The organism is Verrucosispora sp. WMMD573, assembly GCF_027497175.1.
In the GTDB taxonomy this organism is placed as follows: Bacteria; Actinomycetota; Actinomycetes; order Mycobacteriales; family Micromonosporaceae; genus Micromonospora.
Genome location: NZ_CP114901.1, coordinates 2,051,882 through 2,077,161, shown reverse-complemented (window position 1 = coordinate 2,077,161; position 25,280 = coordinate 2,051,882). Strand labels below are relative to the sequence as shown.

The following is a 25,280-nucleotide window of genomic DNA, read 5'->3' as shown; positions in this document are numbered from 1 at the left end:
GTAACCGTGGCGGGGGGGGGCCTCACCCCCGCGCCCCAAGCTCGTCGCGCGATCTGTCCGAGATCGCGGCCAATCTTTTTCGCCCACATCGTAGGAGCCGCCGAACGATGGTGGAATGAGTGGTTACCGATAGGCGATCTCCGAGCATGCGCTGGGCGCCTGGCAACCTTGATGCCTCGTAAGGCGGGCCCCACCTGTCAAGCTGTAGCTGCCCAAGATCCGTCCATGCTCCGGACGGCCTCAAAGATACTCGTCGGCCAGCGAGCAGAGGTGTAGGACGCCCGGGTACTTGGTGGCTTGGTCGGTGTGTGCGTGGGCTCGGCGTAGCAGCGATACCAGGGTGGCGAGTGCTGCCGGATCGTCGTCGGGCTGTTGGTGGGCGACGCAGATCTCCAGGGGCACTGGGTTCGACGCCTGCACGGAGAAGTTGGTGTGGATGTCGGGGTCGAGCTTGGTGCGGCCGTGCGGGGTTTGCATCTGATCGGACTTGGGGTTGACGGAGTAGTAGACGCGATCGCTGGCGCGGAACAGCCCGCTGACCCTGGGGTGGTGCTTGTCGAGGTCGTGGGCGAAGCCGCGGGGGACTTCCATGGTGCTGGAACGGTCTCGGACGCGGACGATGCGCAGGCCCGGTGTCTTGTCCGGTCCGATGCTTTCGGGGAGGTCGGCGTCGTCTTCGATGCCGACGCCGGGCAGGATGACCTGGTCGGGACGAAGGTGCTTGTCCTGCATCCAGTCCCAGCCCCAGTTCCGGAATCCGGCAGCTCTGACCATGACGATGCGGTAGCGGGTTGCCGAGTCGGCGGTGCCGCCGATGCCCAAGACGTTGACGAGGAAGCCGGCGAGGATCTGCTTTTGTTGTCGGCTGGGGCCGATCCGTCCTTTGCCGTCGGCGAGGAGGGCGGGTAGGTCGGCGTAGGGGACCGGGTGAGAGGGGCTGCCGTCTGCGCCGGTGAGGTAGGCGGTTGCGGTGCCGTCTGGTTGTTGGCGGATGACGATCGGGATGCAGGTGGGACCGTCATGGTGTAGCCAGATCCCGACCTGCTCGATGTCGGGCAGTCCGACGGGCATCTGGTAGGAACCGAAACGGCCGAGCTGGCGAAGACAGTCGTTGATGGCGGACGCCACCCGCAGGATGGTGCCGGCCCCGAACCGGGTGCCGGGGTAGGGCTCGGGCTTCTTCCGTTTGGCGTTCTCGGGCCAGGTCTTCGGCTCGGTGAACAGCTGGGCTGGTCGCAGGCACTGCAGGCGCCGGTTGGTGCGGGCGAAGGCCTTCTTCAGGCCGGGTTTCGGGTCGATGAGCCTGCCTCGTTTGAAGAAGGCAGCGTCCTGCAGTTCGACGATGGCCCCCAGGCGGTCGGTGCTCCCGCCGAGGACCTCCCTTGCAAGCCGGTTGGTGTGCAGCTGGAGCATGGCGTCGTCGGTCTTCTTCTTGTCCGGGTCGGGTTGGACGCCGACGCCGACCTCGGCACCGTTGCGCAGGCGGACGGTGATGTTGAGGTCGCCGTGAAAGCGGACCACGCTGTTGTCGGCCGGGTCAGACTCGCGTGCGAGGCCGAAGTGATGCTCCAGGGTCGCAAGTACGGCCTCGCGAGTGATGTCGCTCTGCGTCCACAGTTCGATGGTGTACATGGTGTTCGGGTCGAACGCGGATTTGATCTTGCGGGTGGCGCGTGAGCCGACACGCTCGAGGTCGGGCAGCGGCCGGATCCCGCGGGTGGCGAGGAGGTCACGCAGCCTGTCGTGGACGTCGACGTGGTCTCCTGGCACGAGGCCGGTGTTGGCGGCGTGAACAAGTGTCTTGGCTCGTCTGGTTTCCTTGCCGTCGGCGTCCACGCTGGGTGCCGCGTCGGCGTCCGCCGTTTGACTCTTGGTGCCTTCGCTGTACAGCACGTAGGCGCGGATCGCCCGTTCGTCGAGCAAGTCGGCGGCTGCCGCCGGATCGGCGAGGGTCTTGTGCGGGTCGGGGAACGACAGCTGGGTGAGCTTCGCGAGGGCGCGGGCCAGGCCGGGGCTCCACTGCCACTGCCAGCCGCCGCCGGGGATCCGCATCTGGCGTGCCGGCGCGGACAGCAGGGTGTGGGGTTCGTCGTCGCGGCCGAGGAAGCCCTGGGGTCCGTGGAGCCAGATGGTGGCTGAGGTGGGGCCTTTGCCTCGGGACGGCACGTAGGCCACAGGCATGAGGGGGAAGCGGCTGATGCTGACGTCGGCGTGGATGCGCGGTACGGAGAAGTTGGGTGCCGTCTCCACGTGAAAGTCGATCTTGGCGGTGACGAGTCCGGCGCCGGCTCGGTCGTCGTCGGTCCGCTGGGGCGGCCAGAGGACGGCGCTGCGCCGGCCGTCGCTTCTGGGTGGCCCGAGGATGAAGTCGCGCCGGGCCTTGCCGAGCAGGTCGAGTTTCTTGTCGACGACCTCTTTGGCGAGGAACGAGGGCAGCATCTGGTAGACGTGCGGGGCCACCGCGGCGGTGCCGTTGGCGCGGACGGTGTATTCGAGGAGATTGAAGGAGCGGCGGTCGAAGACGAGGTCGGCTGGTTTGAGCATCTGGTACCAGTCGACCTGGTCGGTGATCTCGGTGGTGGCCCAGCTGGCGATCGCGTCGGTGACCACGTACGTGTCGATGCCGGGGAACGCGACGATGAAGTCGTCCGACCTCAGGTCCCAGTTGACGTACATGATCGCCGGGTCGATGCCGCAGAGGAGCTCTTTGAGGCTGCTGGTGGGCAGCGAGTTCCCGGGGCGGCCGAACGGCCGGGTGCGCCATTGCTTGTCGAGTTCGGTGAACCATGTGGCGGGCATCGCCGCGACGTCGCACTCGACGTCCCAGCGGGTGCCTGGCTCGATGTCGAACGCGAGCAGGCGCAGGTGGTCGCCGGTGGTCCTGCGGGGTGGTTTGGCCGTGTTCTCGCTGGTCTCGGTGTCGGTCACCGGGGGGTCCTCCTCGATCCCAGGGGCTCGTTGGTGCGGACCAGGTGGCCCATCAGGCCCCACACGGCGGTGTTGACGGCGTGCTCTCGCAGGCGTTGCTGGCTTGCGCCGTCGGCGGGCGTGGCCAGCAGTTGTCCAAGGTACTGGTCGGTGGCCACGACGATGCTGGTACGCGCCGTGTCCGCGGTTTGCTCCTCGGGGTCGGCGAGTCGTTCGGCGAAGGCCGCGTCGCACAGCAGCACGGTGGTCGGCTGGTTGCCCCGGATGCTGCGTCCGATGGTCTGGCTCATGGGGACGAGGTTGTTGGCGACGAAGACGCGCCGGTCCTGGGGGGCGAGGGCGCGGAACTGGATGGGGCGGCCGATGGCGTCGAACCAGACCTTGCGGGCGGTGGAGCGGAGCTGCTTCACGAGGCTGCCGACTTCGCCGGGGGCGGCGGCCGGCGGCCGTTGGAGGTGGTCCATGGCCAGTTGGCTCACCAGTGAAAGGGGGAAGGCCAGGTCGAAGGGCGGCGGGTGGGAGCGGGTCAGGTAGATGACGGCGCCGAGGGCGGCGGTGTCGTTGGCGTTGAGGATGTTGTAGCCGCGCTGGATCGACATCTCGGCGGCAACGAGGATGTCTTCCTCGCCGGTGCCGAAGCGCCCGACGAGACGGCGTTGGATGCCGCCGGCGCAGGGGTCGGCGGCGTCGGGTACGACGATCCGCGCGCTGAGCTGGGGCACTCGGGCGTTGATGTGGTCGCCGACGGTGCGTGCCTCGTCGCCAGAGAGAACTACGAACAGGATCTTGCGCCGGTCTGCGGGCAGCTTCGTCCGCAGCTCGTCGACGAGGCTGCGGGGGCGGCCGTCGACGGGCTGGCACAGCGCGGTGACCAGCAGCCGCAGGGCGTCGTGACGGCGGCTGCCGGTCTTGCCGGATACGAAGATCGGGTCGGCGCCGTTCCTCTGGGCCTTGACTGCCATGTGTGACTTTCGCAGGGCGGTCTCGTCCTCGGGGGGTGGGCGCAGCACGGCGGTGGGCTCGATGGGGATGTGGTAGAACGACGAGCCGGGTGCCCAGCTGGTGGCGGAGGTCAGAACGACGTGGGGGCCCTGCACGCCCTCGCAGGCGAGGAGGTCGTGCGCGTGGTGCAGTAGCCATCGGCCAACTCCGTGGACCCACAGCAGTTGCAGCGAAGCGCCGCCGTTGCGGCTGTCGGCCCACCGCAGGGCGAGGATGTTGCCCATCGGGGCCTCGGGGACGAGCGGCCGGTAGTCGCGTGGCGGCTGGTCGGCCCAGAAGGTTTCCTCGTCGGGTAGTTGCAGGTGTTCCCGCACCGACGGGTACATCGTCGTCATTGTGAAGAACGTCATGGTGATGCGGCCGGCGCAGATGGCTGCCTCGACGACCAAGCGCAGCAGGCCGCGACGCTGGTCGAACCATTCGCGGCGCACGTGTCCTGCGTCGATGTTCGGTTTCAGCCACCGGTCGAGCCAGTCGTCGATGGCCAGTGCCACCGCGGCGTCCGTCCGTGGCTGGCGGGTCACTTGGGCGACGACGTCGTCGAGGCTGTGCGGCTGCTCGCTCAGCGGGCTCTCCGCGAATTCCTGCAGCTCGTGGCGGTAGAAGTCGTCGGCGAGGTCCTCGACGCGCTTGTTCCCGTCACCGCGCGAGGGCAGGCCGAACAGGGTGCGGGCGACGCGGCGCAACAGCGAGTGCGCCGTGAACGGCGCGTCGCCGAGCAGCTCCTTCAGCCGCTGTCCGGATGGCGAGAGGGCCAGCCGGTTCAGGACGAAGACCGCGTTCTGGTGGATCTGCAGCTGCGTGTGCCAGCGGTCGACCTCGTCGTCGGCGGCCGGGGCCATGCTCTGGTTGTCCAGGGCGGCGTTAGTGTGCTGGACCATCCGGTGCGTCCAGCCCTTGCCCGCGGCCACCAAGGGCTCGGTCTGCACGAACCGGGAGTCCAGCACCTGCTGGACCGCGTCCGCCTCGTCGATGACGAGCAGGTCGGTGTGCGGCTGGAATGCTTCGAACCAGCGCATGGACGCGTCAGCGGGTTCCGCGCGGCTGGCGATGAGGCACTGCGCGGTGGTGACCCAGACCTGCGCGTTGGCGATCTCGCGGTGAGCCTTCTGCGCCGGGCAGATCGACAGCAGCGGGCAGTCGTAGGTGGTCGGCTCGTCTGACTCGGCGTCGCGGAGCTTGCCGTGGCACGGGAACTCGTTCGGCTCCAGCGGCTTCCAGTCGGGGTTGGCCGAGCGCCGGAAGGGTTCCAGCAGGCAGGAGGCGTTGGCGTAGGCGGCAGCCGGGTCGGCGGGGTTGTCGTCGTCGGGCACGAGGACGGGAGATTCCTCGATCGCGGAGCGCCAGTACCGTGCGGCGTGCTCGGCTCGGTTGCTGTGTCCTATCAGGGGCACGGCGTCGATGCCGATCGACCGGAGGAACGACACCTTGGCGTAGACGTCACCGACCGAGCCCAGGACCATGCCGACCCGGTTGCCGTGCTTCAGCACCCGGTTGACCGTCAACACGTCGGTGAGGGTGGTCTTACCGGAGTTCATGAGCCCGACGATGTGGGACACGCCGTCGAGGACGAACGTCTCGGGTCTGTCGAGCAGGCCGGGGCCGTTGCGGTCGACGGAGCTGAAGCGCATGTTCTCCGTCAGGCGCTTGTGCCAGTTCCGGTTCGTGATGTGGGGCTTGCCGACGAGCCTGCGGTCGATCTCCTTCGCCGTCTCCAGCAGTTCCTTCTCGAACGACACCGTCCAGGGTTCCCGGGAGCGGCGGGGCACGAGGGGAAGCCGCGCGACGGGCGGGGCCGGCGGCAGCGTCGACGGCAGGTGCACCACCTCTACACCGTCTCCGACGCGGAACTCGTACCGCCGCCCGGCCGGCGCCGGCGGTCGCGACGGGGTCAGCCTGTACTGCAGCGGGTCAGTCAGCGCCGCGTCGTACGTCGCCACACGGTCCTGGCACAGCGCCGAGCCCGCGACGGTGAACACCGTGTTGTCGTTGACCTGCCCGTCCGCGGCGTCCGTGCGGGCGAAGCGCCGCCATTCCTGCGGCACCCGCAGGTAGTGGTTGAGCAGCCTGCGCCAGTAGCCGCGCCGGGCAACGTCACCCATACGGTGCCGCGCCCGCCGGCACGCCGCCACGAGCTCGGGCGGCAGGTCGACGTACCCGGACAGCAGTGGCTGCAGCGCCCCCACCGGCTCGCCCGGGAAGTGCTTCGTCAGGAAGTGCAGCCCCAGCTCGACTCGGCAGAACGCGTCCCGAGCCATCACCGCTTCCGGGAACTGCTCCCGGCGCATCTGCTTCATCAAGCTGTCGCGCCACGACGACGTCTCTCTCACGCGGCCAACTCCTTCACCCGCTCCTTGACCCGAGCCACCAGCTGGTTCTCGTCGATCACGCGCACGCCCGCGATCCGCCCGTCGAGCTCGGCCTCCAGGTCGCTGATGTATCCCGGCTGCACCGCCCGGTGAGCGGGAAGCGCCAGGTACCGCCGGTCGCACGCCGGTGCCTGCGGCCAGGTGAAGCCCCGGCCCAACAGCCGCGCGCTGACCTGGTCCTTCGCGTCCACGCCCCAGGTCTCGGCAACCTCCGGCACGCCACTCGCGCCTGGGCGCAGGAACTCGATCAACACGTCCAGCGCGTCGACTCCCGGGTACGGCGTAACCCTGATCACCGGCGCCAGCGCGTCGACCGACAGCGCGTCGATGATCCGCGCCTCCACTAGGCCCGGGTCGTGGATGTACTTGCGGGTCGCCCGGTGCTGCTCGTAGACCACCGCCATTGGAACGGCCGTCCACGTCTCCGGTGACCCCCCGGGACAACCCGCGGTCGCGCAGCACGCCGATGGATCGGCCAGCACGTTGCGGCACGAAGGGCACAGCAGGTAGTCCTGCGGCTCCCGGGCGGGCCTCGAGTGGTAGGCGAGGCTGATCAGCCGGTGGACATGCGTCTGCCCGCTGTTGTCCGTCGCCGGAAAGCGCCGCTCAAGGCCGCGGACCTCACGGTCGGCGACGACCGCGTGGTCGATGAGGTAACGCCGCAGCACCGCGTACGCCCCCGCGATCTCCTCGTCCGAGGAGCCGTTCGCGGCCGCGGCTTCCCGCAGTGCCAGGTGCACCTGGTTCTCAGTCCACTCGGCCTCCACGTCGTGCCGCGCGAGCCGAGAGCCCTGCACCGCGAACTCGGTCAGGTCACCGTCGGCCAGCAGACTGTTCTGTAGGTCGGTGATCGACAGGTCGAGCTGCACAGGCCACGTCGCCAACGGCTGCGCACAGAGTTCCAACAGGACGAGGTCGCTGTCGAGCGGCTGCAGACCCTGGTCGGCGAAACGCCACCACAGACGCGAGAAGCCCACCCGCCACGGGGCCGGCAGCAACCCCACCTCCTTCGCCGACCCGCCCGCCGCCTGTCTCCTCCGCTGAACGATGCCGGCCAGTCCGGCGGACAACATCATCACCGTCAGGTAGTCGTCATCCGGAGTCCGAACTCGTCCGAGATGCCCGCCAACGATTGGCGCCTGAGCATGAACGTCCATTGAAGCCGTTCCTCACAGCTAAGTCCGACCGGTTTCCCCTGCAAGGGGCGGCGGCTCCAGTAGACACCCCGTCCCTGACACTCTCGGGGCTCACACGCCCGCGACTTACCGTTCGGGCGCCCTCGACGGCACCCGGGGAACCTGAGGCGGTTCGACGGCTGGCTCCATGTCGGACCCTGCTGGTTCACTTGGCCGCGAGTGACTGACGAAAGAGGCGTGGAGTGACCGATCAGCCGGACGAACCCTCGCGGCAGCACCCGAGCCTGCTGCGGGTCGCCGCGTGGATCCCTGACGTCGACGAGAACCTGGAGCGGTGGGAGGAACTCGAGCAGATTGCGGTGCAGTGGATCGAGGAGCAGGCCGCCTCCGACGGGGTGACCCCGGTGGTGTTCTACAACGCGGCGAAGGCGCACGGGGGCCCCGGCCCGGTCCACCGGCTGGCGAGCCGCTACCGGTTCAGCTACCCGCTCGACCGAAACCGGCCTCGTGGCGCTGTAGTGGCGTTCCACCCGGACGCCCGGTCGCTGCGCCAGGCGACTGACCTGGCGCGCGGATCGGCGCTGGTGGTCTTGGAGAGTGCGATGACCCCGCTGGCCGGATGGGCTGCCGGGACCCGGGCAGAGGACCTGTCCGGGGTGTATCCGCAGGTGCCGGCGCTGGATCCCGAGGCGCAGAAGGCCCTCGACCGTGCCCTGTTCTTCGGCGGGCACAACAACTGGACCGGAAGTCACGAGCGTGAGCACGCCCGCAAGGCATTGGACGCCGTGCTGCGCGGCGGGCTGATCGACGTCGACACTGCCGTGGGGTATGCCCTGGCACACGCAGGGGTCTCGGAGGTGGGCGCGAAGAACCTCCGCAGCAGCCTGGAACACAAGAGGCGGTAGTTCCACTCGGGGAGACAGAGCAGATGAAAGGTACCGAGCCGGCCTCACGTGCCGAGGCCGACGCGCAGCTGCGTGACCGGGCCGAGCGCCTCGTCCAGGCACAGCTGATGACCCGGGAGGATCAGGACTTCGCGCGCAGCCAGAAGAGCATGATCGGCCAGACGATGCGGGAGTACGGCGGCCGCTTCCTGTTCGAGCTGATCCAAAACGGGTACGACGCGCAGCCGCCGGACGCCGGCAGCGGGCGCATCGCGGTGGTGCTGGCGCGCGGCGAGGGCACACACGGCACTCTCTACGTAGCCAACACCGGGCGCGGATTCACCGCCAGCAACGCCCGGCGGATCCGCTCACTCGGGCTGAGCGACAAGCCGATCGGCGAGGGCATCGGCAACAAGGGGGTCGGCTTCAAGAGCGTCCTCCAGATATGCGCGACTCCGGAGGTCTACAGCACCCTCGACAGCGGAGACCCGGGGTTTTGCTTCCGGTTCGCTACCGAGGACGACGTGCCAGGGCTCGTCGGCGCAGATCCAGTGCTCACTCGGCAGATCATCGACGAAGTTTCGCTCTACAGCATCACGTTGCCGGCCGAGGGAACGCCCGCTCGGGTGGCCACGCTCTGGGCTGACGGCTATGCCACCGTGGTGCGGTTGCCGCTCGACGAGGGCGCCGCCGATGCGGTGGCCGAGCGCCTCGACGAGCTCGAAGCGTCAGAGGTGCCGCTCATGCTGTTCCTGAAGCGGCTGGAAAGCGTCACTGTCCGGAGAGAGGACGGTTCCGCCAGCGAAGAGCGGGTGCTGACCCGGGTGCGCAGCAGTGCGCCGGTGGTGGCCGGTGACTTCACCTGCGAGCTTGTGACGTTGGACGAGGACGGCACATATCTGGTGCTGTCTCGGCGGGTCGATCCGGCCGCCTACCGCCGGGCGGTGCAGGAAGCGATCGACCGGCGTCAGCTCGACCCCCGGTATGCCGAGTCGACGGCGGTGGTCGAAGTCTCGGTCGCGGTGCCGTACGCGGCCGCGGACGCCCACGTCGGCCGGTGTTACACCTTCCTGCCGATGGGCCGTAAGGCGCCGTCGCCGTTCGCGGGGCACCTCAACGCGCCGTTCTTCACCGACCTGTCCCGCACCGACATCGACGAGACGAACTCGCTGAATCGGCTGCTGCTCACCTCGGCGGCGGAACTCTGCCTCGACGCGGCCGAGGCGCTCACCGGCTGGCCGGACAACGCCGCCCCCACCGCTGTACTCGATCTGTTGTGCTGGGATGACGACCGTCTGGGCCTGCTCACCTCTCGCGCCGAGGAGCAGGGCCGGCCGCTGGGCGAACGCCCCCTGCTGCCCGCGCAGGCGCCCGGCCGCTGGCTCACACCAGCCGCGGCATGGCGCTGGCCCGTACCCGACACAGGCATGCTGACCGCGGCGTTCGCGACGGCAGCCAGCGGCGCGGAGTTCCTGCGGGAATTGCCGACGCGCCGGCAGGCGCGGCTGAGGAGCCTGCTGTCGCGGCTCGGACTTGGCGTGACGCCGGAGCCGGAGCGTCTGGCCGGCTGGGTCGAGCAGATGATGGCGGTGATGCAGCGCGACCGCCGCCCGATCAGCGACTGGGACCAGGCCTACGCGGACATCGCGCGCCTTTTCGACAAGGCGCCCGAGGCGTTGCGGGCGCGGCGCATTCTGCTGACCGACTCGGACGAGCTCGCGCGGTGCGCCGGCCGGCGGACCGGCGAGACGCCCGCGAGCCGGGAGGCGGCGCCTTTCTTCCCGCCGACGACCCAGCGGATCGCCGACGAAGACGACGTCGACCCCGGCGCCGACCTGTCGCTGCCAGCGAGCCTGTCCAACCGGCTGTTCTATCTGCACAGCGAGCTGACCTGGCACGCCAACCGGCAACAGACCCCGGCGCGCAAGTTCCTGCAGGACAACCGGCTTGTGCGCGGCTTCGAGACGCGGGGCATCCTCGAACACATCCGCGCCGTGCTCGCCGACAGCCGAGCGCAACGGGCCGCCCGGGACGCGCTGACGTTCATCTTCAACCTGAGCCGCAGCGGTGCCCGCATCAAGACCGACCTGGCCGCCTTGGGCCTGCGACTGCCGACTGCGAACGGCGCTTGGACGGCCGCCGAGGACTGTCTGTTCTCGTCCGACTGGCCGGGCACCACCGGCAAGGAGCTGTCCGCGATCGCGGCAACTCCAAAGGACCGGTCGGCCGAGCTGTACTCGCTCGCGGGCCGGTTGCTGACATCCCCAGCGCAGGTTATGCGAGCCGGCGACCGCGTCACCGACTGGGTGGCTTTCCTGCGGCGTATCGGCGTGCGCGAGGTGCTGCCGCTCGCATCGGTACACGACAGCCGGGAAATCAACGGCCGCGACCTGACCCGTGATCGGCTCACAGCCGTGCGCGGGCTGCCCGATCCGGTCCGCGAGCAGTGGGCGAACGTCCTGCCGACCACATCGCTCACGTGGTCACCAAAAACGCCCTATGTGGCAAAAAGCCCGGTTTGGTGGATGCCTGGACAGGCCGACTGGGAACGGCTGACCGACCGGGTGCGCTTGCACTTGGCACGGCAGATCCTGCGCGGGCTCAAGGGCGCCTGGCCGGCCGACGCCTTGACGGCCGTCTGGGAACGCGACCGGCCCGGCGACAAGAACCCGCAACGGCGATGCACGCCGCTCGGCGCGTTCCTGCGTACGGTGGCCTGGTTGCCAACGCAACGACCCGGCCAGAGCGGCGGGGCTTTCGCGACGCCGGCCGAGTGCTGGACGTTTCCGGTTCGCAGTGACGACGTGCCGCCGCGGTTCGCGACGCTGCTCGTCAAGCCGATGCGGGATCTGCTCGACGACGACCCGGTGGCGCTGCGGCGGCTGACCGAGCTGGGTCTGGGCGTGTGGGGCCGGGACGCCGATGCCCCGCGCCTGGTGCGCCACCTGGGCGCGCTCTTGCACACCGGCGCGGTTGCCGAGATGCACGCGGCGCAGTTCCACAACACGTACCGGGCGGCGTGGGCGGCCTGTGCCGCCCGTGGCACCGAGGTGGAGCCGTTCCCGCCGGACACCCGGGGCTACCTCGTTGTCGACGTCGGCGGCTCGTCCACAGCCCTGCCGCTCGAGCCAGCCGGTGGCGACCAGGAGCCGCCCGACGTGGTAGTCGCGTCGCGGGACGACGAGCAGAGCCTGCTCCGGCTGATGGCCGACTTCGGGTGGCGAGTCCTCGAAGTAGACGCGCATCCCGAGACGGTGACCGCCATCTTGCGCCGCCGCCTCGGCGACCGGGTCTCACGTGCCAGCGGCGTCACGCCGGTCGTGCTGCTGGACGGCGACGAGTTCGGACCGCCGGCCGTCGCCGGCGCCCGACCGATCGTCGGCATCCTGCCGTGGCTGCCGCTGTTCGTGGCGACGCTGCTCGAACACCAGCGCAGCCACTTCACCCGCCTCGGCCAGCGGGCGTTCGACGACACGCTCGACGCGTTGCGGCGGGTGCGGGTCACCTTCGCTGGCACGGTCGAGGTGCGCCTCGGCGAGGAAACCCGGCGGCTTCCGGACCGGCTGCACGGGGTGCTGCCGATGCCGCACGCCGCGCATCCGACCCTGATCGTCGAGGGCGCGGAGACGGAGCTGGACTGGGACATGCTAGAGGCGATGGCGGAGCCGCTGGCATACCTCATCGGCCGGCGGGACTACGCCCGCACCTTCCGGTGGGCCGCAGAGCGGACCCGACGGGTCGGCGTCCCCGTCGCCCAACTCGCCGACGACGACGTGGCCGAGATATGCGACGTCACGGCCGAGAACGTCCGGACGACGGCGCGGCGCATCCAGTCCTCACTGCGACCCTTACTACATAGGCTCTATCCCGTCGTCGCGCATTACCTGGACGCCGAGTCGGCCGCGCCGTTCGACCCCGACTCACCGTCGGTGGAAAGCGAGCAGGAGGCCCGAGACCGGCTTACTGCGTTGGGCGACCGATTCGACCACGAGCCGGAGGAGCTGTTTGCCGCCGCGCTCGACGCTCCGACGCTCGCGGCGCTCCAGCAACAGCTGAAGATCCCGGTAAGCGAACTCAACGCCACCCTGGCCAGCATGGGCGGGCGCTATCCGCTCATCGACTACGACGCGCAGCACGCCGAGGACTTCGCCGACTACGTACGCCACCATCGCGACTCCCTGCTTGACCGGCTGCGCTGGCACCGGTGGGACCGCTTCGCGGCCGGCGACCCCCAGCCGGACTGGCCCCAACTCCGGCGGGTTGAGTTGCTCGCCCCGGACCCGGAGTGGGGCACCACCGTTGACGTCCTCTCGACCGATCTCATGGCGGCGCGCGTCGAGGAGGAACTCACGGCGCGGCTGGGCGAACAGCCGCCAGAAAGCGGCCCGCCTCTGCCGCGCCGCAGCGACTGCGCCAAGGCCAACGCCGAGTTGGTCGACACCGCCGCCGGCAGGCTGGCCAAGCTCGTGCGCGCCTGGCTCGAACGGCACAGCCGCCCGGTCCCCGCGCCGTGGACGGACGAGGCGTCGGCAGGCCCGGCGCTGCGCGCAACGCTCGACTCGGCCGGCGCGCTCGACTTCGCCATGCTGAGGCTTCCGGACGTGCTCTGCTGGCTGCAAACGCTCGGCGTCTGGCCGACGGACATGCCCGCGACCGACGACGTTGACGCGCTTGGTCTCACCCCCGACGACCTCGACCGCCAGAAAGCCGAGGAGCGGCAGCAACGCGCCGAACGGGAACGGCAGCGGCGGACCGTGAACATCGACGACAAGCCATTCGACCTGGACGACGGCTTCACCTCGCTACGCGCGGCTCTCGACAATTCGCTGGACCGGACACCCGCGTTCCTGGCCACTCAACGCAGGTTCACCGGCCTCAAGGCAACCGACGCTCGGTCCGGCCCCGGCGGCCGGATCGCGGGTGGCGGCTTCGGCGGCGGTGGGTTCGCGTCCGAGCTGTCAAGCCTGCAAAAGCTGGGGGTGGGTTTCGCTGGCGAGTGGTTCGCTTATCGATGGCTGGAGCGGCAGTACGGCGCCGACTTCAGCCCGGAATGCTGGGTGTCGGGATACCGTGAGCGGGTCTTCCCCGGTACCGGTGACGACAACCTGGGCTGGGACTTTGAAGTCCCCGGCCGGCGCGGCACCTGGTACTACGAGGTCAAGGCCACCCTCGCCGAGGGCGGTCGAATCGAACTGGGCGAGACTCAGGTCATCGCGGCGCAGGAGAACGCCCGGAACCGGCGGTGGCGGCTCCTAGTGATCACCAACGTCATGAATGAGAACCGCCAAATCCGTATGCTCCCGAACCCGTTCGACCCGGCGAGCCGCGGCCGGTACCGCTTCGTCGGCCAGGGTCTGCGTCTGGAGTACCACTGGTCGTGACCGCCCGCATCTACACGGGTATCCCTGAACTTCGCTGTCGCGTAGAGTTGCTGAGCGGCTTCGGCTCGTGTGACCGAACGCTTCTTAACCACGCCGCCCTGCAGTAGCGGAGCCCGACATCGGCCGATGATGCCGAAGGGCTGAGACCCCGCCAGCGGCAGCCCTCACGCCTCGTCCACGCGCTCACGCATGAGCCGGTCGTTCTTGCTGCCCTTCCCGCCACAGGCTGCCTGCCGGTCATTGACAGGCCGTGTTGGAAGCCGCACTGGCGTGCCCTCCTGCCGAGGAGCGTCCGATGGATGTGTTCCGCCCCGACCTCGAGCCGTTGTCGTCGAAACGGTGGCTTGCCCGCCGTTTCCCGTACCGCGAGGAGCTGATCGCCGACCTACGCCACCGCATCCGCCGCGCTCCTGCGCCGATCACCGTGTGCCCGCCGAGTCCGCGACACTTCGGCCACGCTATCGAGAAGACCTTCGCACTTGACCTGTGCGACACCCCGCCGTACCCACACCTGTTCGCCAGCCTGCCCAAGACCGAGCGCCAGACCCTCCTCACCACCGCCGGATACCGGCCCGACCACCGGAGAGGCGACGCGGCGTGGCGCAGGACCAACTCTGAAGTGCCAGGTGCCCGCCTGCTCACGGTGGGCAGCGTGCTCACCAGCCTCGAACAAGCCCTGCGACAGCTTCCCATCACCACGCCGGACGGGGTCCATGCCGCGCTGCAAGGGCCGCTGCGGCATCGCCGGACCATCGCCATCTGCGCGACCGCGACCCGTGCCGCCCGACCAGCATTTGCCGCCTTCTGGGCCAGCTACCTCAGCGGATTCCGTGCTGCGCTGTGTAGCTACGGCCCCCTAACCACCGGTCCCGCCCTACTCGATGGGCTGAGGGTCGCCGACCTACTCGCCGGCGCCACGATCGTGGAAGTCAAGACCGGCCACCTCACCGAGACCCACCAGTTCGAGGGTCTCATCGACCAGGTCCTTACCTACACGCTGCTCGCCGCTGTGAGCGGTTACCACGTCTCCGCGGTTGCGGCGTACCTGGCCCGCTACCACGTACTTGCCCGCTACCCGATTGATGCACTCACCACCGAGTTGGCCGGCGGACCTGTCGACACCACCGAAGCCGGCAACCACCTCGCCACCCTTATCCGGGCCGAGTATCCATAAGCCGCCGCAGCGCTATACGAGACGGCTGCGCAACGGTCCCACTCGGGGCGGTGAGGCGGAAGCCCGCAGGATCATGCCGGCCCCCAAAACCTGGTGCCGAGGTAGGGCTCGGGCTTCTTCCGTTTGGGGTTCTCGGCCAGGTCTTTGGGCTCGGTGAACAGCTGGGCTGCCTCCAGCACCGCAGGCGTCGGTTGGTGCGGACGAAGGCCCTCTTCAGGCCAGACTGCGGGTCGATGAGCCTGGCAGGTTGGAAGAAGGCGGCGTCCTTCAGTCCGACAATGGCGCCCAGACGGTCGTGCTCCTGCCGAGAACATCCCTTGCGAGGCGGTTGTTGTGCAACTGGAGCGTGGCGTCGCCGGTCTCCTTCTTGTCCGGGTCGGGTCCGGACACTGGCCCCGACCACGGCGCCGTTGCGCAGGCGGACGATGATGTTGAGGTCGTCGTGAAAGCGAACCACGCTGTCGTCGGCCAGGTCGGACTCGCGTGCGAGGCCGAAGTAGCGCTCCAGGGTCGCCAGGTGATTCGTAATGAGCCGGAGCACTCGGACCAGTGGTGGGCCTATGCGGTGTTCGGCGGGGACGGCCTTGCTGATCCGGTGCATCACCGCAATGATGGTGGCGCTGGCCGGATGAAGTCTCTGCCCCGCAGGCTCCTTGCGACCGAACCGCGGCGGCCCTGCCACCTGTCTTGGCTCTAAGCTTGGTCGGCAAGTGGGGGAATCGCGAAGGTCGCGATACTCAAGATCATTCTTGGTCATGTCGCACAGGGAAGTCAGTCGTTGACGCTAGGGTCAGGTCAGCGTCTGCGGCGGCTTCATGCACGGCAGCTGGGGGGAGGTGCGGCGTACGTGGCGACAGCTGATCAAGTCAAGGCCCTGGTCAGAAGTCATGGCGAGGGTGACGATGCCCGCTTCTACTCGGTAGCCCTGCAGGTAGCCGCGAAGGCCGCTCGAAGCGGTCAAGCGCACTTCGCCCAAGAGCTGCGAGATCTAGTCGATGGACTCCGAGCAACTTCTGAGAGGGCAGACAGGCCAGTTAGTCGCCCGGTTCCTGTCGCTCGACCACGAGGTGAGCTAGCTGACCTCCTGAGCGTCGCCTACCCGACCACGCGTTTGGCAGACCTCGCGCTGGAGCCGGAAGTTCGGCAACGGTTGGAGCGTGTCTTGCTTGAGCAGCGACAGCAAGACAGACTCCGAGAACACGGCTTCGACCCTCTGCGTCGCCTCCTACTAGTCGGCCCGCCCGGGACCGGAAAGACGATGACGGCGCGCAGCCTCGCCGGCGAGCTTCGACTACCACTCTTCACCATCCGCTTGGACGCCCTGATCACCAAGATGATGGGCGAGACGGCTGCAAAGCTGCGGCTTGTGTTCGATGCGCTAGCGGAGACCCGGGGAATCTACCTGTTCGATGAGGTCGACGCTCTTGGGGGAGAGCGCTCCAGGACCAACGATGTTGGTGAGATCCGACGCGTGCTGAACTCCTTCTTGCAGTTCTTGGACCAGCAGGACTCGGACAGCCTCTTGGTGGCCGCGTCGAACCACCCTCAACTGCTCGACCGCGCGCTGTTCCGGAGGTTCGACCTCGTTGTCGGGTATCCGCTACCCACGCCGGAGGTCAGCAGGGCTGTTATCCGCAATCGGTTGGCTACGATGGGGCCCAAAAAGTGGGCGTGGAGTGCTATCGACGAGGCCGCAGCAGGCCTGAGTCACGCCGAGATCACAGTCGCCTGCGAGCTAGCCGCCAAGGAGGCCATCCTGTCTGGTCAGCAGCACGTCACTCCTGCCACCCTGGCGGCAGCCCTGCGTGATCGGCAGAACATGGCCCACGAGAAGCAGTAAAGATGGCCCCTCGAAACCGCCCCCATCTCCTCCTCACGCGAGCCGCCACTGCCGAGCCATACCGCCGCCCCGGAAGCGGGGGCGACAACGGCACCGTGGCGGCACCCTCGGATCGTCAGGCTCACGCGCAACGGCTCTCCGAGCAACTGAGAGAAGTCGACATAGCCGCACAGGCTAGGCGTGCGGAACGAGAGGCGACCGTCGAAGGAGCAATCGACGGCCTGTATCTAGTGTTCGAGAGCTTTCCTGGCGTCGGCCTAGCACTCCAATCGCTGGAATCGCAGCGCAGGGGTCTCCAACCAGAACTGGTCTCGGTCCATGAAGTCGAAACGCCAACAGGACCGGTGGAGCAGGCGACCGTCTTCGTCCCAGACGGCAAACTTGGTCACTTCTTGTCCAAGCTCGAGGGCTACGCTGAGACCACTAATGACGCCAAGCCGAAGAACGCCAACCTCGTCGACCGGATCGCAGCGGTTAGGCTAGCTTCAGTCGAGGCGCTATGGACCGATCCGCCAGAGCAATTTCCAGAGCCGGATGCCCGCGTCTGGTGGGAAGTGTGGCTGCGTCGCCGCGACGGCAACGAGATCGGCCGTCTTCAGCAGTTCGCCGAGCGGGCGAGAGTCCGGATGGGCCCGCGCACCCTGGGCTTCTCGGACAGAACGGTCGTCTTGGTCGAAGCGACCGCCCGGGATCTGGCAACCGCCCTAGACGTGCTCGATGACCTCGCTGAGCTACGTCAACCTCATGAACTCGCGCAACAAATTGCCTCTGAGCCCGCCAGCGAACAGCGTGAGTGGGTAGACCAACTCGTCGACCGAACAAGCGCTGCTTCAGCCGAAGCCCCCACCGTATGCATCCTCGATACCGGTGTTCACAAAAACCATGCGCTCTTGGAACACTCACTCGACCTAACCGACTGCCACTCTTGCGATCCGAATTGGCGGCTTGACGACCACGGTGGCCATGGTACAGAGATGGCCGGCCTCGCTCTCTATGGCGATCTTGGCAAGGTCATACGATCAGCGGGACCAGTAAAGCTTCGGCACCGCCTAGAGTCTGTCAAGCTGGTACCGTCGCCTCCTCAGGCGCATCCACCCGAGCTGCATGGTGCAGTTACCGCCACAGCGGCGAGCCTTGTGGAGGTTCAAGCCCCTGCGCGTCGCCGGGTATTCTCGATGGCTGTTACGGCAAAAGGAGGACCGGTCCGAGAGGACGGCAGCCGCCGTCGCGTGACGGGCGAACCGACGTCGTGGTCTGCAGCTGTCGATGCGCTCGCGGCCGGAAGAAGCATCGACGTCACCGACAACGGCTTGGTCTATCTTGACCAGGCCGAGGAGGCAGCTCGTCGCCTCTTCCTCATTAGCGCCGGGAACGTGGAGCGCACCAAGTTCCAGCAGGACTACCTGACCCGAAACGATGTCGAGCCGGTCGAGGACCCCGGACAAGCGTGGAACGCGTTGACCGTGGGGGCCTACACAAGCCTGGATAATCTCGCATCCGCAGGGCAAATGTGGGACGGCTGGATACCGCTTGCCCCCCGTGGCGAGCTATCACCACACAGCCGAACTTCCGTCCCGTTCAGCCGTAGATGGCCGGTCAAGCCCGACATCGTGCTCGAAGGCGGCAACGTCGCCTGCTCGCCCGCGGGAACGAGCTATGACACTCCAGAGGCCCTGCAGGTGCTGACCACCCGACACCCGGGCGTCGATGCACGCCTCCTCACAACCACCTGCGCAACCAGCGCCGCCACAGCCCAGGCTGCTCACCTAGCCGCATCGATCCTTGCTGACTACCCGACACTTTGGCCTGAGACGGTTCGTGCCCTGATCGTCCATTCTGCGGAGTGGACGACTGCCATGCAACAGCGCGTCGACCGAGCCCGCAGGGTAGGCAAGGCCGCGGTCCATCAGCTCCACAGACGATACGGAATGGGCCTACCCAGCCTAGATCGTGCGACCCGCAGCGCGAGCGACGCACTCACCCTTATCGTTCAGGACACAATCCACCCTTACCGCGACGGAACCATGAGGGAGATGCACCTTCACGACCTGCCATGGCCCACTGACGTCCTGACAGGACTCGGAGCCGCGCAGGTCAGGATGCGCGTGACATTGTCGTACTTCATCGAGCCCAACCCCGGACGCCGCGGTTGGCAACGGAGATACAGCTACGCATCCCACGGCCTTCGCTTCGACATCCGGCGGCCTACAGAGTCCACTGATCTTTTCCGCAAGCGCATTAATCAACGAGCGCTAGCCGAAGAGGAGCGCCGACCGAGTAGCACCAATGACGCCAAGCAGTGGATCTTCGGGAGTAATCAACGAACCGCAGGCTCCCTCCATACCGATATCTGGGAAGGATCAGCGGCGGATCTCGCCGGGTGCGGCGCCATAGCCATCTTCCCCGTGACTGGATGGTGGAAGGAGAACCCCAAGCGTGACGGCAGCGACTCCGGCGCACGCTACGCTCTCGCCGTATCCATCGAGACCCCGGAACAAGACGTCGACATTTGGACACCCGTCGCCCAGCAGATCGGCGTTCCCGTCGCAATCCAAGTCTGATCGGACTCATTACTGCCTGCGCGTCCCCCGCAAGAGCCCGCGGGCTTGACCAAGCCCGCAGCAGGAGCGCGACCAATCGCACGCACCGCCTCGATTGCCGACCTCCAGCGAGCGAGCCCCGCCACACCACGCGACGAGTACGACCAGCTCCGTGCCGCCCTTCACAACAACCGCCCGGAGCGGCTTCGCCCTGCAGAGCCGGACCGGCCACCCCGACTTCGCCCAATATCTCACCGGACGAGCTCTGGGTCGGTCACCACCACCCGGCACGCGCAGCCAAACCCGTCACGCTGCTGACCCCGGCTCTCGCGGCACCGTAGACTGACGCGGCGCGGCAACTTCACCGGATTCCGGCATGAACGCGTCGGACCGACCAAAGTACGGCCTGAGCAGGACTTACGTCAGCTCTGCTGATCTTCAGCAAGCGACCACAGCAACGCGCGCGTGCGACCCACTGAAGTGAATACAAAATAGGAACCGCAGGTCACCAGCCTATAGGTAGAGATAGAGCGTCGTCTTAGGAGTCTCCATGTGACTCCGGTTAATCTTGGTGGGCAGGGTGGATCGACCGGCGCATGGGGTTGCGTCGGCGGGGAGCGGTTTGGTTCAGGCTGCCGCGCGGATCACCGGTGCCGGTCGAGTGAATGTCTTGCGGTCGCGGATGAGTGCCCAGAGAACGTCGACGCGCCGTCGCGCGAGCGCGAGTATGGCTTGGCGGTGGTTCTTTCCTTCGGCGCGTTTTCTCTCGTAGTAGGCACGGGAGGTGGGGCATTCCCGGGCGGCGGTGAACGCGGCCATCCACAGGATATGTCGCAGCCGACGGTGATAGCGGCGAGGCTGCCGATGATTCCCGGAGACCGTTCCGGAGTCGCGGGAGACAGGCGCCAGGCCGGCGTGGGCGGCCAACTTCGCCGGGCTGTCGTACTCGGTCATGCCCGCGGTGTGGACGAGTAGTTCGGCGGTGAGCAGGTTACCCATGCCGGGAAGGCTCCCGATGATCGGCGCGAGGGGATGCTGGTCGAGCTGCTCGGCGATGAGGTCGTCGACGGCGGCGATGCGTTGTTCGAGGGCGAGGATCTCGGTGGCCATCTGCCCGACCACCACTGCGGCGGAACGTTGGCCCGGCAGGTTCACGGTTTGCTGCCGGGCGGCGGCGACCATCGCCTCGGCCACCTGGACGGCGTTCTTGACGTGACCGCGTCGGAGTAGGGCGGTGATCCGGTCGACGCCGGCGTGCCGAATCGCGCCCGGGGTTTGCCAGCAGGCGAGGACCATCATCGGGGCCTTCCGGTTCAAGTCGACCGCGCGTTCGAGGGCGGGGCTGATTCCGGTGAGGAGTTCCTGCAGCCGGAAGAGGGTGGCGACGCGCTGCCCGACGAGGTCGGCGCGGTAGCCGGTCAGGACGGTGAGTTCGGCGAGGAGCCGGTCGGAGGGTTCGAGGACGGGGATGTCGGGGCGCATGCGGATGGTCTGGGCGATGACGACCGCGTCGCGGGCGTCGGTCTTGTTCTCCCCGGCGAAGGCGGCGGCCATGTGGAACGCGACGGTGCCGGAGACGTAGCGGACCTGGACCTGGCGGCGCCAGAGCAGGGTCAGCAGGAGGGCGGACAGGCCGGTGGTGACGTCGACCGCCCAGCAGACCGGACGGCCGTGTGTCGACACCTAGGCCATGACCGTCAGCAGGGCGGTTTCGTCGTTGGCGACCCGGCGGGAGTAGACGAGCCGGCCGTCGCCGTCGACGGCGGCCACGTGGTGGTGGGTCTTGCCGATGTCCACGCCGATCCACAGCTTCGCCACCGTCGCGCTCTCCTTTGTCGGTCGGTTTGCTCGAATGTGCCTCGTCTAGGTTCGGGTTTGCCGGCACCTTCTACGGATGCGAACGCGAGTCGCGGGTCTCCATCAGCGGTCTACCGAATCTCGCAGACGACGAAGCGGCGGGTGGCATCTCCTACCGTGAGCCAAGCGATCTCGACGAAACACACGCAGCCATACCCACCGCCTCCTGGGCATCAGGATCTACGGCCACCAGGGCCGCGCCCGTTCAACCAACCGGCCCGCGAGGCGAGAGCGGGCGGCACCTCGAAGTTCAGCCACGATCCCGGCGGAACACACACAGCCATCCCCACTCCCGGCCCTGCGGGCGCGGCAACCTCGAGCCTGCCGCCGTCGCCGGCCGGCACCTCGGACACGATGTGCGGGACCCTGCGCAGCATCAGCGTTCCACCGCGCGCAGGGCACGCGTACGGCATGGTGGCCCAAAACGGCTGGTTCGCCGGCCGCCGTTCCGCGACCGGACTGATTCCGACGCCAACCGTCGCGGCAGCGGCTTGAATAGCGATGTGCAGGTCAACAAGGACGGGCGGGACTGGCGCGTCGGCGCCGCCGCCGACGTGAGCTGGATCGCCGGGCACACCACTGCCGGCGTCTCGATCACCACCGCCATCCCATCGGTCTTCGACGCCTACGCCAGCACGTACCAGACCGACGACGTCACCACCGCCGCCTACGAGCAAGCCCTGATCGAGGACCTCACCACGCAAACGCCCGACCAGCCGTGGTGGTTGGCCTACCTCGACACCGGCGCCCACGACGTCGTCTTCCCCCACGCCCCGAGAGTGTTCCTCTACTGGAACTGGCCGTACGTGCTGGTCCAGGTCGGCCCCGAGCAAGCCCTCGCCTGGCGCACCGGTGGGCACATCCGCCACCCGCACGGCGCCCTACCCGATCTGTTCTTCCCTGCCGACCGGTCATGGCTGGTCTCCGCGGTCTGGGACGACACCTGGACCTGCGTCGGCGGCCCGGCGCCACTTATCCACACCCTCGAGCGCGACCCCGTGGCCAACGCCCGCCAGGTCCGACTCGACGAGGACGCGCTGCCGCCGGGGCTGGTCCGCGAGTGACGACCCACGTCCCCGGTCAGCGGTCAGCCTCCGATCGTGGCTATCGCCCCCACTTCTCGGCAGGACGGCAGTCGCTGGTCGGTTTGCCGTAGATCCGCTTCCCGTCCGGGCCCGTGTAGCAGTGCTCAAGTTGGTCCTCGGCCTGGAACAGCGGGCGCCTGTCGATCTCGGTCCCTCCGGAGTCGTAGCTGACCAGTTGAGGGTCGTTGCTCGCTTTGAGTCTTGCGTCGCTGGTCATGAGGCCGAACGTGCCTTTGGAAAGTCGTGCAGTGGTGGTGTGGCCGTCGCCGTGGTCGAGTACGAGCCGGTGGACGCGGCTGCTGACCCGGCCGCTGACGCTGACGTCCCCGCCGTCGGACTCGGTGGAGGTCAGCAGCAGCCGCTGCACCGGCCCGGGCAGCCAGGCACCGTGCGGCCACGGCTCGGTGGCGCCCCCGCCGGACTCCCGGGCTGTTCCCGCCCACTCCACGTCGCAGGTGGCGTAGCCGACGTCGTTCATGAACAACACCAGTGCGCGGTCATCTCGCTCGGTGGCCACCGCCAGGTCGGCCATGGACACCGGGACGGGTCGCTCACCCGGATTCTGCCGGGTCTGTCGTTGCGGGGAGTTCCACTGCAGGCACCGCTCGGCCGCTTCCTGCAGCGTCGGCGACAGCTCCCCGGGTCCCATGGCCAGCACCTGCATGGTCGAGCGCTCCGGCCGGTCCCACACCACCGCCGCCGCACCGGACGCCACGGCCAGCAGCACCGCCGCAGCAATGGCGATCCGCAGTCGTGGAATACGCGGCGGAGGCGGGCTCACGGAGCCGAGAATCCGGGCCCGCATCGCAAGCGCCGCCTCCGGCGGCAGGTCCCGCTCCGCGGGCAGGTCGAGAACGTCCTTCACCGCTTCCCCTCCTGGATCTCCTCTGGCATCAGACGGGCCAGGCGGCTGCGCGCACGGCTCACTCTCGACCGCACCGCCGCCTCGCTGATGCCCAACACGGCCGCTGCGTCCGGGTACGACACGCCGGACCACAGGCACAACGCCACCGCTTCCCGCTCGGCCGGCGGCAACCGGCGGACCACCGCGAGGACCTCAGCCATCCGCCGCTCGTCGTCCAGCCGCGCGGAAACCTCGTCCGCGAGGTCACCGTCGGCGTACCGCTCCGCCGGTAGACGCCGTAGCAGCGCAAGCCATCGGCGCCCCGACCGCCACTCGGTGCGGACCGCGTTCGTGGCGACGACCAGCAGCCATGGCAGCGCCGATCCGTCCACGAGTCGGGCGTTGTGCCGGCGGCGCCACGCGACGAGGAACGTCGCCTGAGTGACGTCCTCGGCCGTCGACCACGACCCGGTCAGCCGGAACGCGTGGTTGTAGACCGGCCGGGAGTATCGGTCAAAGAGCCGACCGAACGCCGCCTGGTCACCGGCGGCGATCGAGGACCACAGGTCCTCGTCCGACGGCCATACTTGATGCCTCACACCACACTATGGCCGCCCACGCCGACCCTGTTGCAGGCCGACGGTCGACGTCTGAGGCCGTGGCGCCGGCGCGAGAGCCGCAGCGCGTGTAGGCGATGGTGGCCAGCTCACCGGGCGGCGAACCAAGCGTCAGGTGTCGAGGCCTGCGAGGTTGAGGCGTTCGAGCAGGCTGGGCTTGCGGGCGTGCACCGCCCGTAGCTCGGCCAGCCGGTCTCGGAACGATGCGCTGTCTCCGTCGCGTTCGCCGAGGAGTTGTACGGCGGTGTCGTACTCGCGGGGTTTCTTTGTGGCGATGAGTTCGTCGACCCGCTGCCAGGCGGCGGGTTGGTCGACTGCGAGGGTGTCGAGGTGCCGTTGCCGGGCGGCTGCGGCGGAGCGTTCCCGGCGGACCCGGTCGCTTTCGCGCTGCTCGGCGTCCCGTCGTTCCCGTTCGGCGCGCAGGTCCGCGGCGGTGGCGAGCAGTTGCCCGGCAGTACGGACGGCCGTCGGGGTCAACGCGTCGGTGGGATGCGCGACGCGGTAGCGGCGCAGCAGTCGGTTGCGCAGGTGGCTGTCGCCGCCGGTGATCAGGTCGGTCAGGATGGCGTCCTTGTCCCGGGCGGGCAGCCCGACGACCCACTTCCGTAGTTGCGCAGCGGTCGGTTCGCCGGCGGCGGCCGGCGCCGACCCGGCCGCTGCCGCCGCGATCAGATCAGGGTCGATACGCAGGAACTCGGCGACGGCGGTGAGAGGCGCATCGAGGGTGCCCAGTCCGGCGGGGACGGGCGGTTCGGGCTCGTCGTCGGCGATCTCCTCGGACTGTACGCAGCGCAGCCAGGCCAGGTACAGCAGGCGCAGGTCGCCGGCGGCGAGGCCGGCCCGGACCGGGATGATCGAGGTGAGCAGACCGTGGCCGTCGAGGTCCCACTCGTCGGTGCCGTCCTCGTCCTCGTCGTGCAGGTCGATGATGACGTGCGTGCCGGCGGTCCAAGCGGACGCGCTGTCACCCTGGCAGTACCGGGCGACGGTGGCGGGTTCGAGCACGTGTTTCGGTAGCCGCAGCATGAGCTGGCGGGTGCCCCAGTTGGCCAGGTACAGGTGCGCGTCGAAGTACCGCTCCATCAACGTGCGCGGGTCGCCCTTGAAGTTGCCCCACTCGTAGGTGTTGACGAAGCTGGTGGCGGTGATGTCGGCCCGAGTGGACAGCGACCGCAGCTCGGCCCGCTCCCGGCCGGTGAGGGGCCGGTCGACGGCGGTGAACTCGTAGTACTGGTACTCGCTCATCGTGGCCTACCTTCCGGCCCAGTGCCGGTAGGCGTCGATCCACGCGGCACCGTCCGGCGCCGGTGTGGGTAGCGGCAGGTCGAGAAGGCCGACCCGTTGCCGGTGGCGGCCTCGGGCGCAGACCGCGACGACGCTGTCCGCGGCCAGGTCGATCTTGCGCACGGTGACCTCGACGCCGAGGACGGTGGTGGTGAACGGCACCGTCAGATGCTCCTCGATCATGGTGAACAGGCCGGTGAGCTGCTCGTCGTCGCCGTACGCGTCGACTGTGGCTTCCTCGATCATCGCCTCCAGCGCGGCGTTTGTCTTCGATGCCATCGGCGGAGGATAGCGGACCGGTGTCGAGGTGTTCGGAGCCTGATGCGCGAGGATGGTCGG

The 25,280-nt window shown here is 68.3% G+C and carries 13 protein-coding genes and 1 pseudogene; 6 read left to right on the top strand and 8 right to left on the bottom strand.

The window, feature by feature from the left end:
- Nucleotides 1–240: 240 nt before the first annotated feature.
- The 3 genes from O7601_RS09590 to O7601_RS09580 are packed head-to-tail and all read right to left on the bottom strand — an operon-like array spanning nucleotide 241 to nucleotide 7,375.
- A complete protein-coding gene (locus tag O7601_RS09590; protein WP_281565837.1) occupies nucleotides 241–2,928 on the bottom strand; it encodes an RNaseH domain-containing protein in 2,688 nt (895 codons plus the stop codon).
- Nucleotides 2,925–6,260: a hypothetical protein gene (locus O7601_RS09585; RefSeq protein WP_281565836.1), complete on the bottom strand. Its 3,336-nt coding sequence runs from the start codon at nucleotides 6,258–6,260 to the stop codon at nucleotides 2,925–2,927. The genes O7601_RS09590 and O7601_RS09585 overlap by 4 nt, the downstream gene beginning before the upstream one ends.
- Nucleotides 6,257–7,375, bottom strand: a complete 1,119-nt coding sequence (locus tag O7601_RS09580; protein WP_281565835.1) for a hypothetical protein — start codon at nucleotides 7,373–7,375, stop codon at nucleotides 6,257–6,259. Before O7601_RS09580 ends, O7601_RS09585 begins: the two co-directional genes overlap by 4 nt.
- 302 nt (nucleotides 7,376–7,677) lie before the next feature.
- Here O7601_RS09580 and O7601_RS09575 point away from each other — a divergent pair, with 302 nt between their 5' ends.
- From O7601_RS09575 to O7601_RS09555, 5 genes are all read left to right on the top strand, one after another.
- Entirely contained in the window at nucleotides 7,678–8,340 is a 663-nt protein-coding gene (locus tag O7601_RS09575) for a hypothetical protein (protein ID WP_281565834.1), read from the top strand.
- 23 nt (nucleotides 8,341–8,363) lie between these two features.
- On the top strand, nucleotides 8,364–13,700 hold the full coding sequence (locus tag O7601_RS09570; protein WP_281565833.1) for an ATP-binding protein: 5,337 nt from the start codon (nucleotides 8,364–8,366) through the stop codon (nucleotides 13,698–13,700).
- A gap of 295 nt (nucleotides 13,701–13,995) precedes the next feature.
- Nucleotides 13,996–14,874, top strand: coding sequence for a hypothetical protein (locus tag O7601_RS09565; protein ID WP_281565832.1), 879 nt, complete (start codon nucleotides 13,996–13,998; stop codon nucleotides 14,872–14,874).
- Between the two features lie 847 nt (nucleotides 14,875–15,721).
- Nucleotides 15,722–16,714 (top strand): AAA family ATPase, encoded by a 993-nt coding sequence (locus tag O7601_RS09560; protein WP_281565831.1) that lies wholly within the window; start codon nucleotides 15,722–15,724, stop codon nucleotides 16,712–16,714.
- Nucleotides 16,715–16,809: 95 nt separating this feature from the next.
- A complete protein-coding gene (locus tag O7601_RS09555) occupies nucleotides 16,810–19,275 on the top strand; it encodes a S8 family peptidase (protein ID WP_281565830.1) in 2,466 nt (821 codons plus the stop codon).
- A 606-nt stretch (nucleotides 19,276–19,881) separates the two neighbouring features.
- Here the strand turns inward: O7601_RS09555 and O7601_RS09550 are convergent.
- Nucleotides 19,882–21,051, bottom strand: a pseudogene (locus O7601_RS09550) (IS110 family transposase).
- Between the two features lie 563 nt (nucleotides 21,052–21,614).
- Between O7601_RS09550 and O7601_RS09545 the strand changes: the two are divergent.
- Nucleotides 21,615–22,175, top strand: a complete 561-nt coding sequence (locus O7601_RS09545) for a hypothetical protein (RefSeq protein ID WP_281565829.1) — start codon at nucleotides 21,615–21,617, stop codon at nucleotides 22,173–22,175.
- 40 nt (nucleotides 22,176–22,215) lie between these two features.
- On the opposite strand, the gene O7601_RS09540 is transcribed toward O7601_RS09545, so the two are convergent.
- The 4 genes from O7601_RS09540 to O7601_RS09525 form a co-directional block, all read right to left on the bottom strand.
- Nucleotides 22,216–23,061, bottom strand: coding sequence for a hypothetical protein (locus tag O7601_RS09540; protein ID WP_281565828.1), 846 nt, complete (start codon nucleotides 23,059–23,061; stop codon nucleotides 22,216–22,218).
- Nucleotides 23,058–23,639 carry an RNA polymerase sigma factor gene (locus O7601_RS09535; protein ID WP_281565827.1) on the bottom strand — a complete coding sequence of 194 codons (582 nt, stop codon included), beginning with the start codon at nucleotides 23,637–23,639 and terminating at the stop codon, nucleotides 23,058–23,060. Before O7601_RS09535 ends, O7601_RS09540 begins: the two co-directional genes overlap by 4 nt.
- Nucleotides 23,640–23,768: 129 nt before the next feature.
- On the bottom strand, nucleotides 23,769–24,902 hold the full coding sequence (locus O7601_RS09530; protein ID WP_281565826.1) for a hypothetical protein: 1,134 nt from the start codon (nucleotides 24,900–24,902) through the stop codon (nucleotides 23,769–23,771).
- Nucleotides 24,903–24,908: 6 nt separating this feature from the next.
- Nucleotides 24,909–25,220 carry a hypothetical protein gene (locus tag O7601_RS09525; RefSeq protein ID WP_281565825.1) on the bottom strand — a complete coding sequence of 104 codons (312 nt, stop codon included), beginning with the start codon at nucleotides 25,218–25,220 and terminating at the stop codon, nucleotides 24,909–24,911.
- Nucleotides 25,221–25,280: the final 60 nt, after the last annotated feature.

What these genes read in the sequence shown, in the direction of transcription:
- O7601_RS09530 (WP_281565826.1), bottom strand. Translation starts at nt 24,902, where the DNA reads ATGAGCGAGTACCAGTACTACGAGTTCACCGCCGTCGACCGGCCCCTC.
- O7601_RS09570 (WP_281565833.1), top strand. Translation starts at nt 8,364, where the DNA reads ATGAAAGGTACCGAGCCGGCCTCACGTGCCGAGGCCGACGCGCAGCTG.
- O7601_RS09580 (WP_281565835.1), bottom strand. Translation starts at nt 7,375, where the DNA reads ATGATGTTGTCCGCCGGACTGGCCGGCATCGTTCAGCGGAGGAGACAG.
- O7601_RS09525 (WP_281565825.1), bottom strand. Translation starts at nt 25,220, where the DNA reads ATGGCATCGAAGACAAACGCCGCGCTGGAGGCGATGATCGAGGAAGCC.
- O7601_RS09565 (WP_281565832.1), top strand. Translation starts at nt 13,996, where the DNA reads ATGGATGTGTTCCGCCCCGACCTCGAGCCGTTGTCGTCGAAACGGTGG.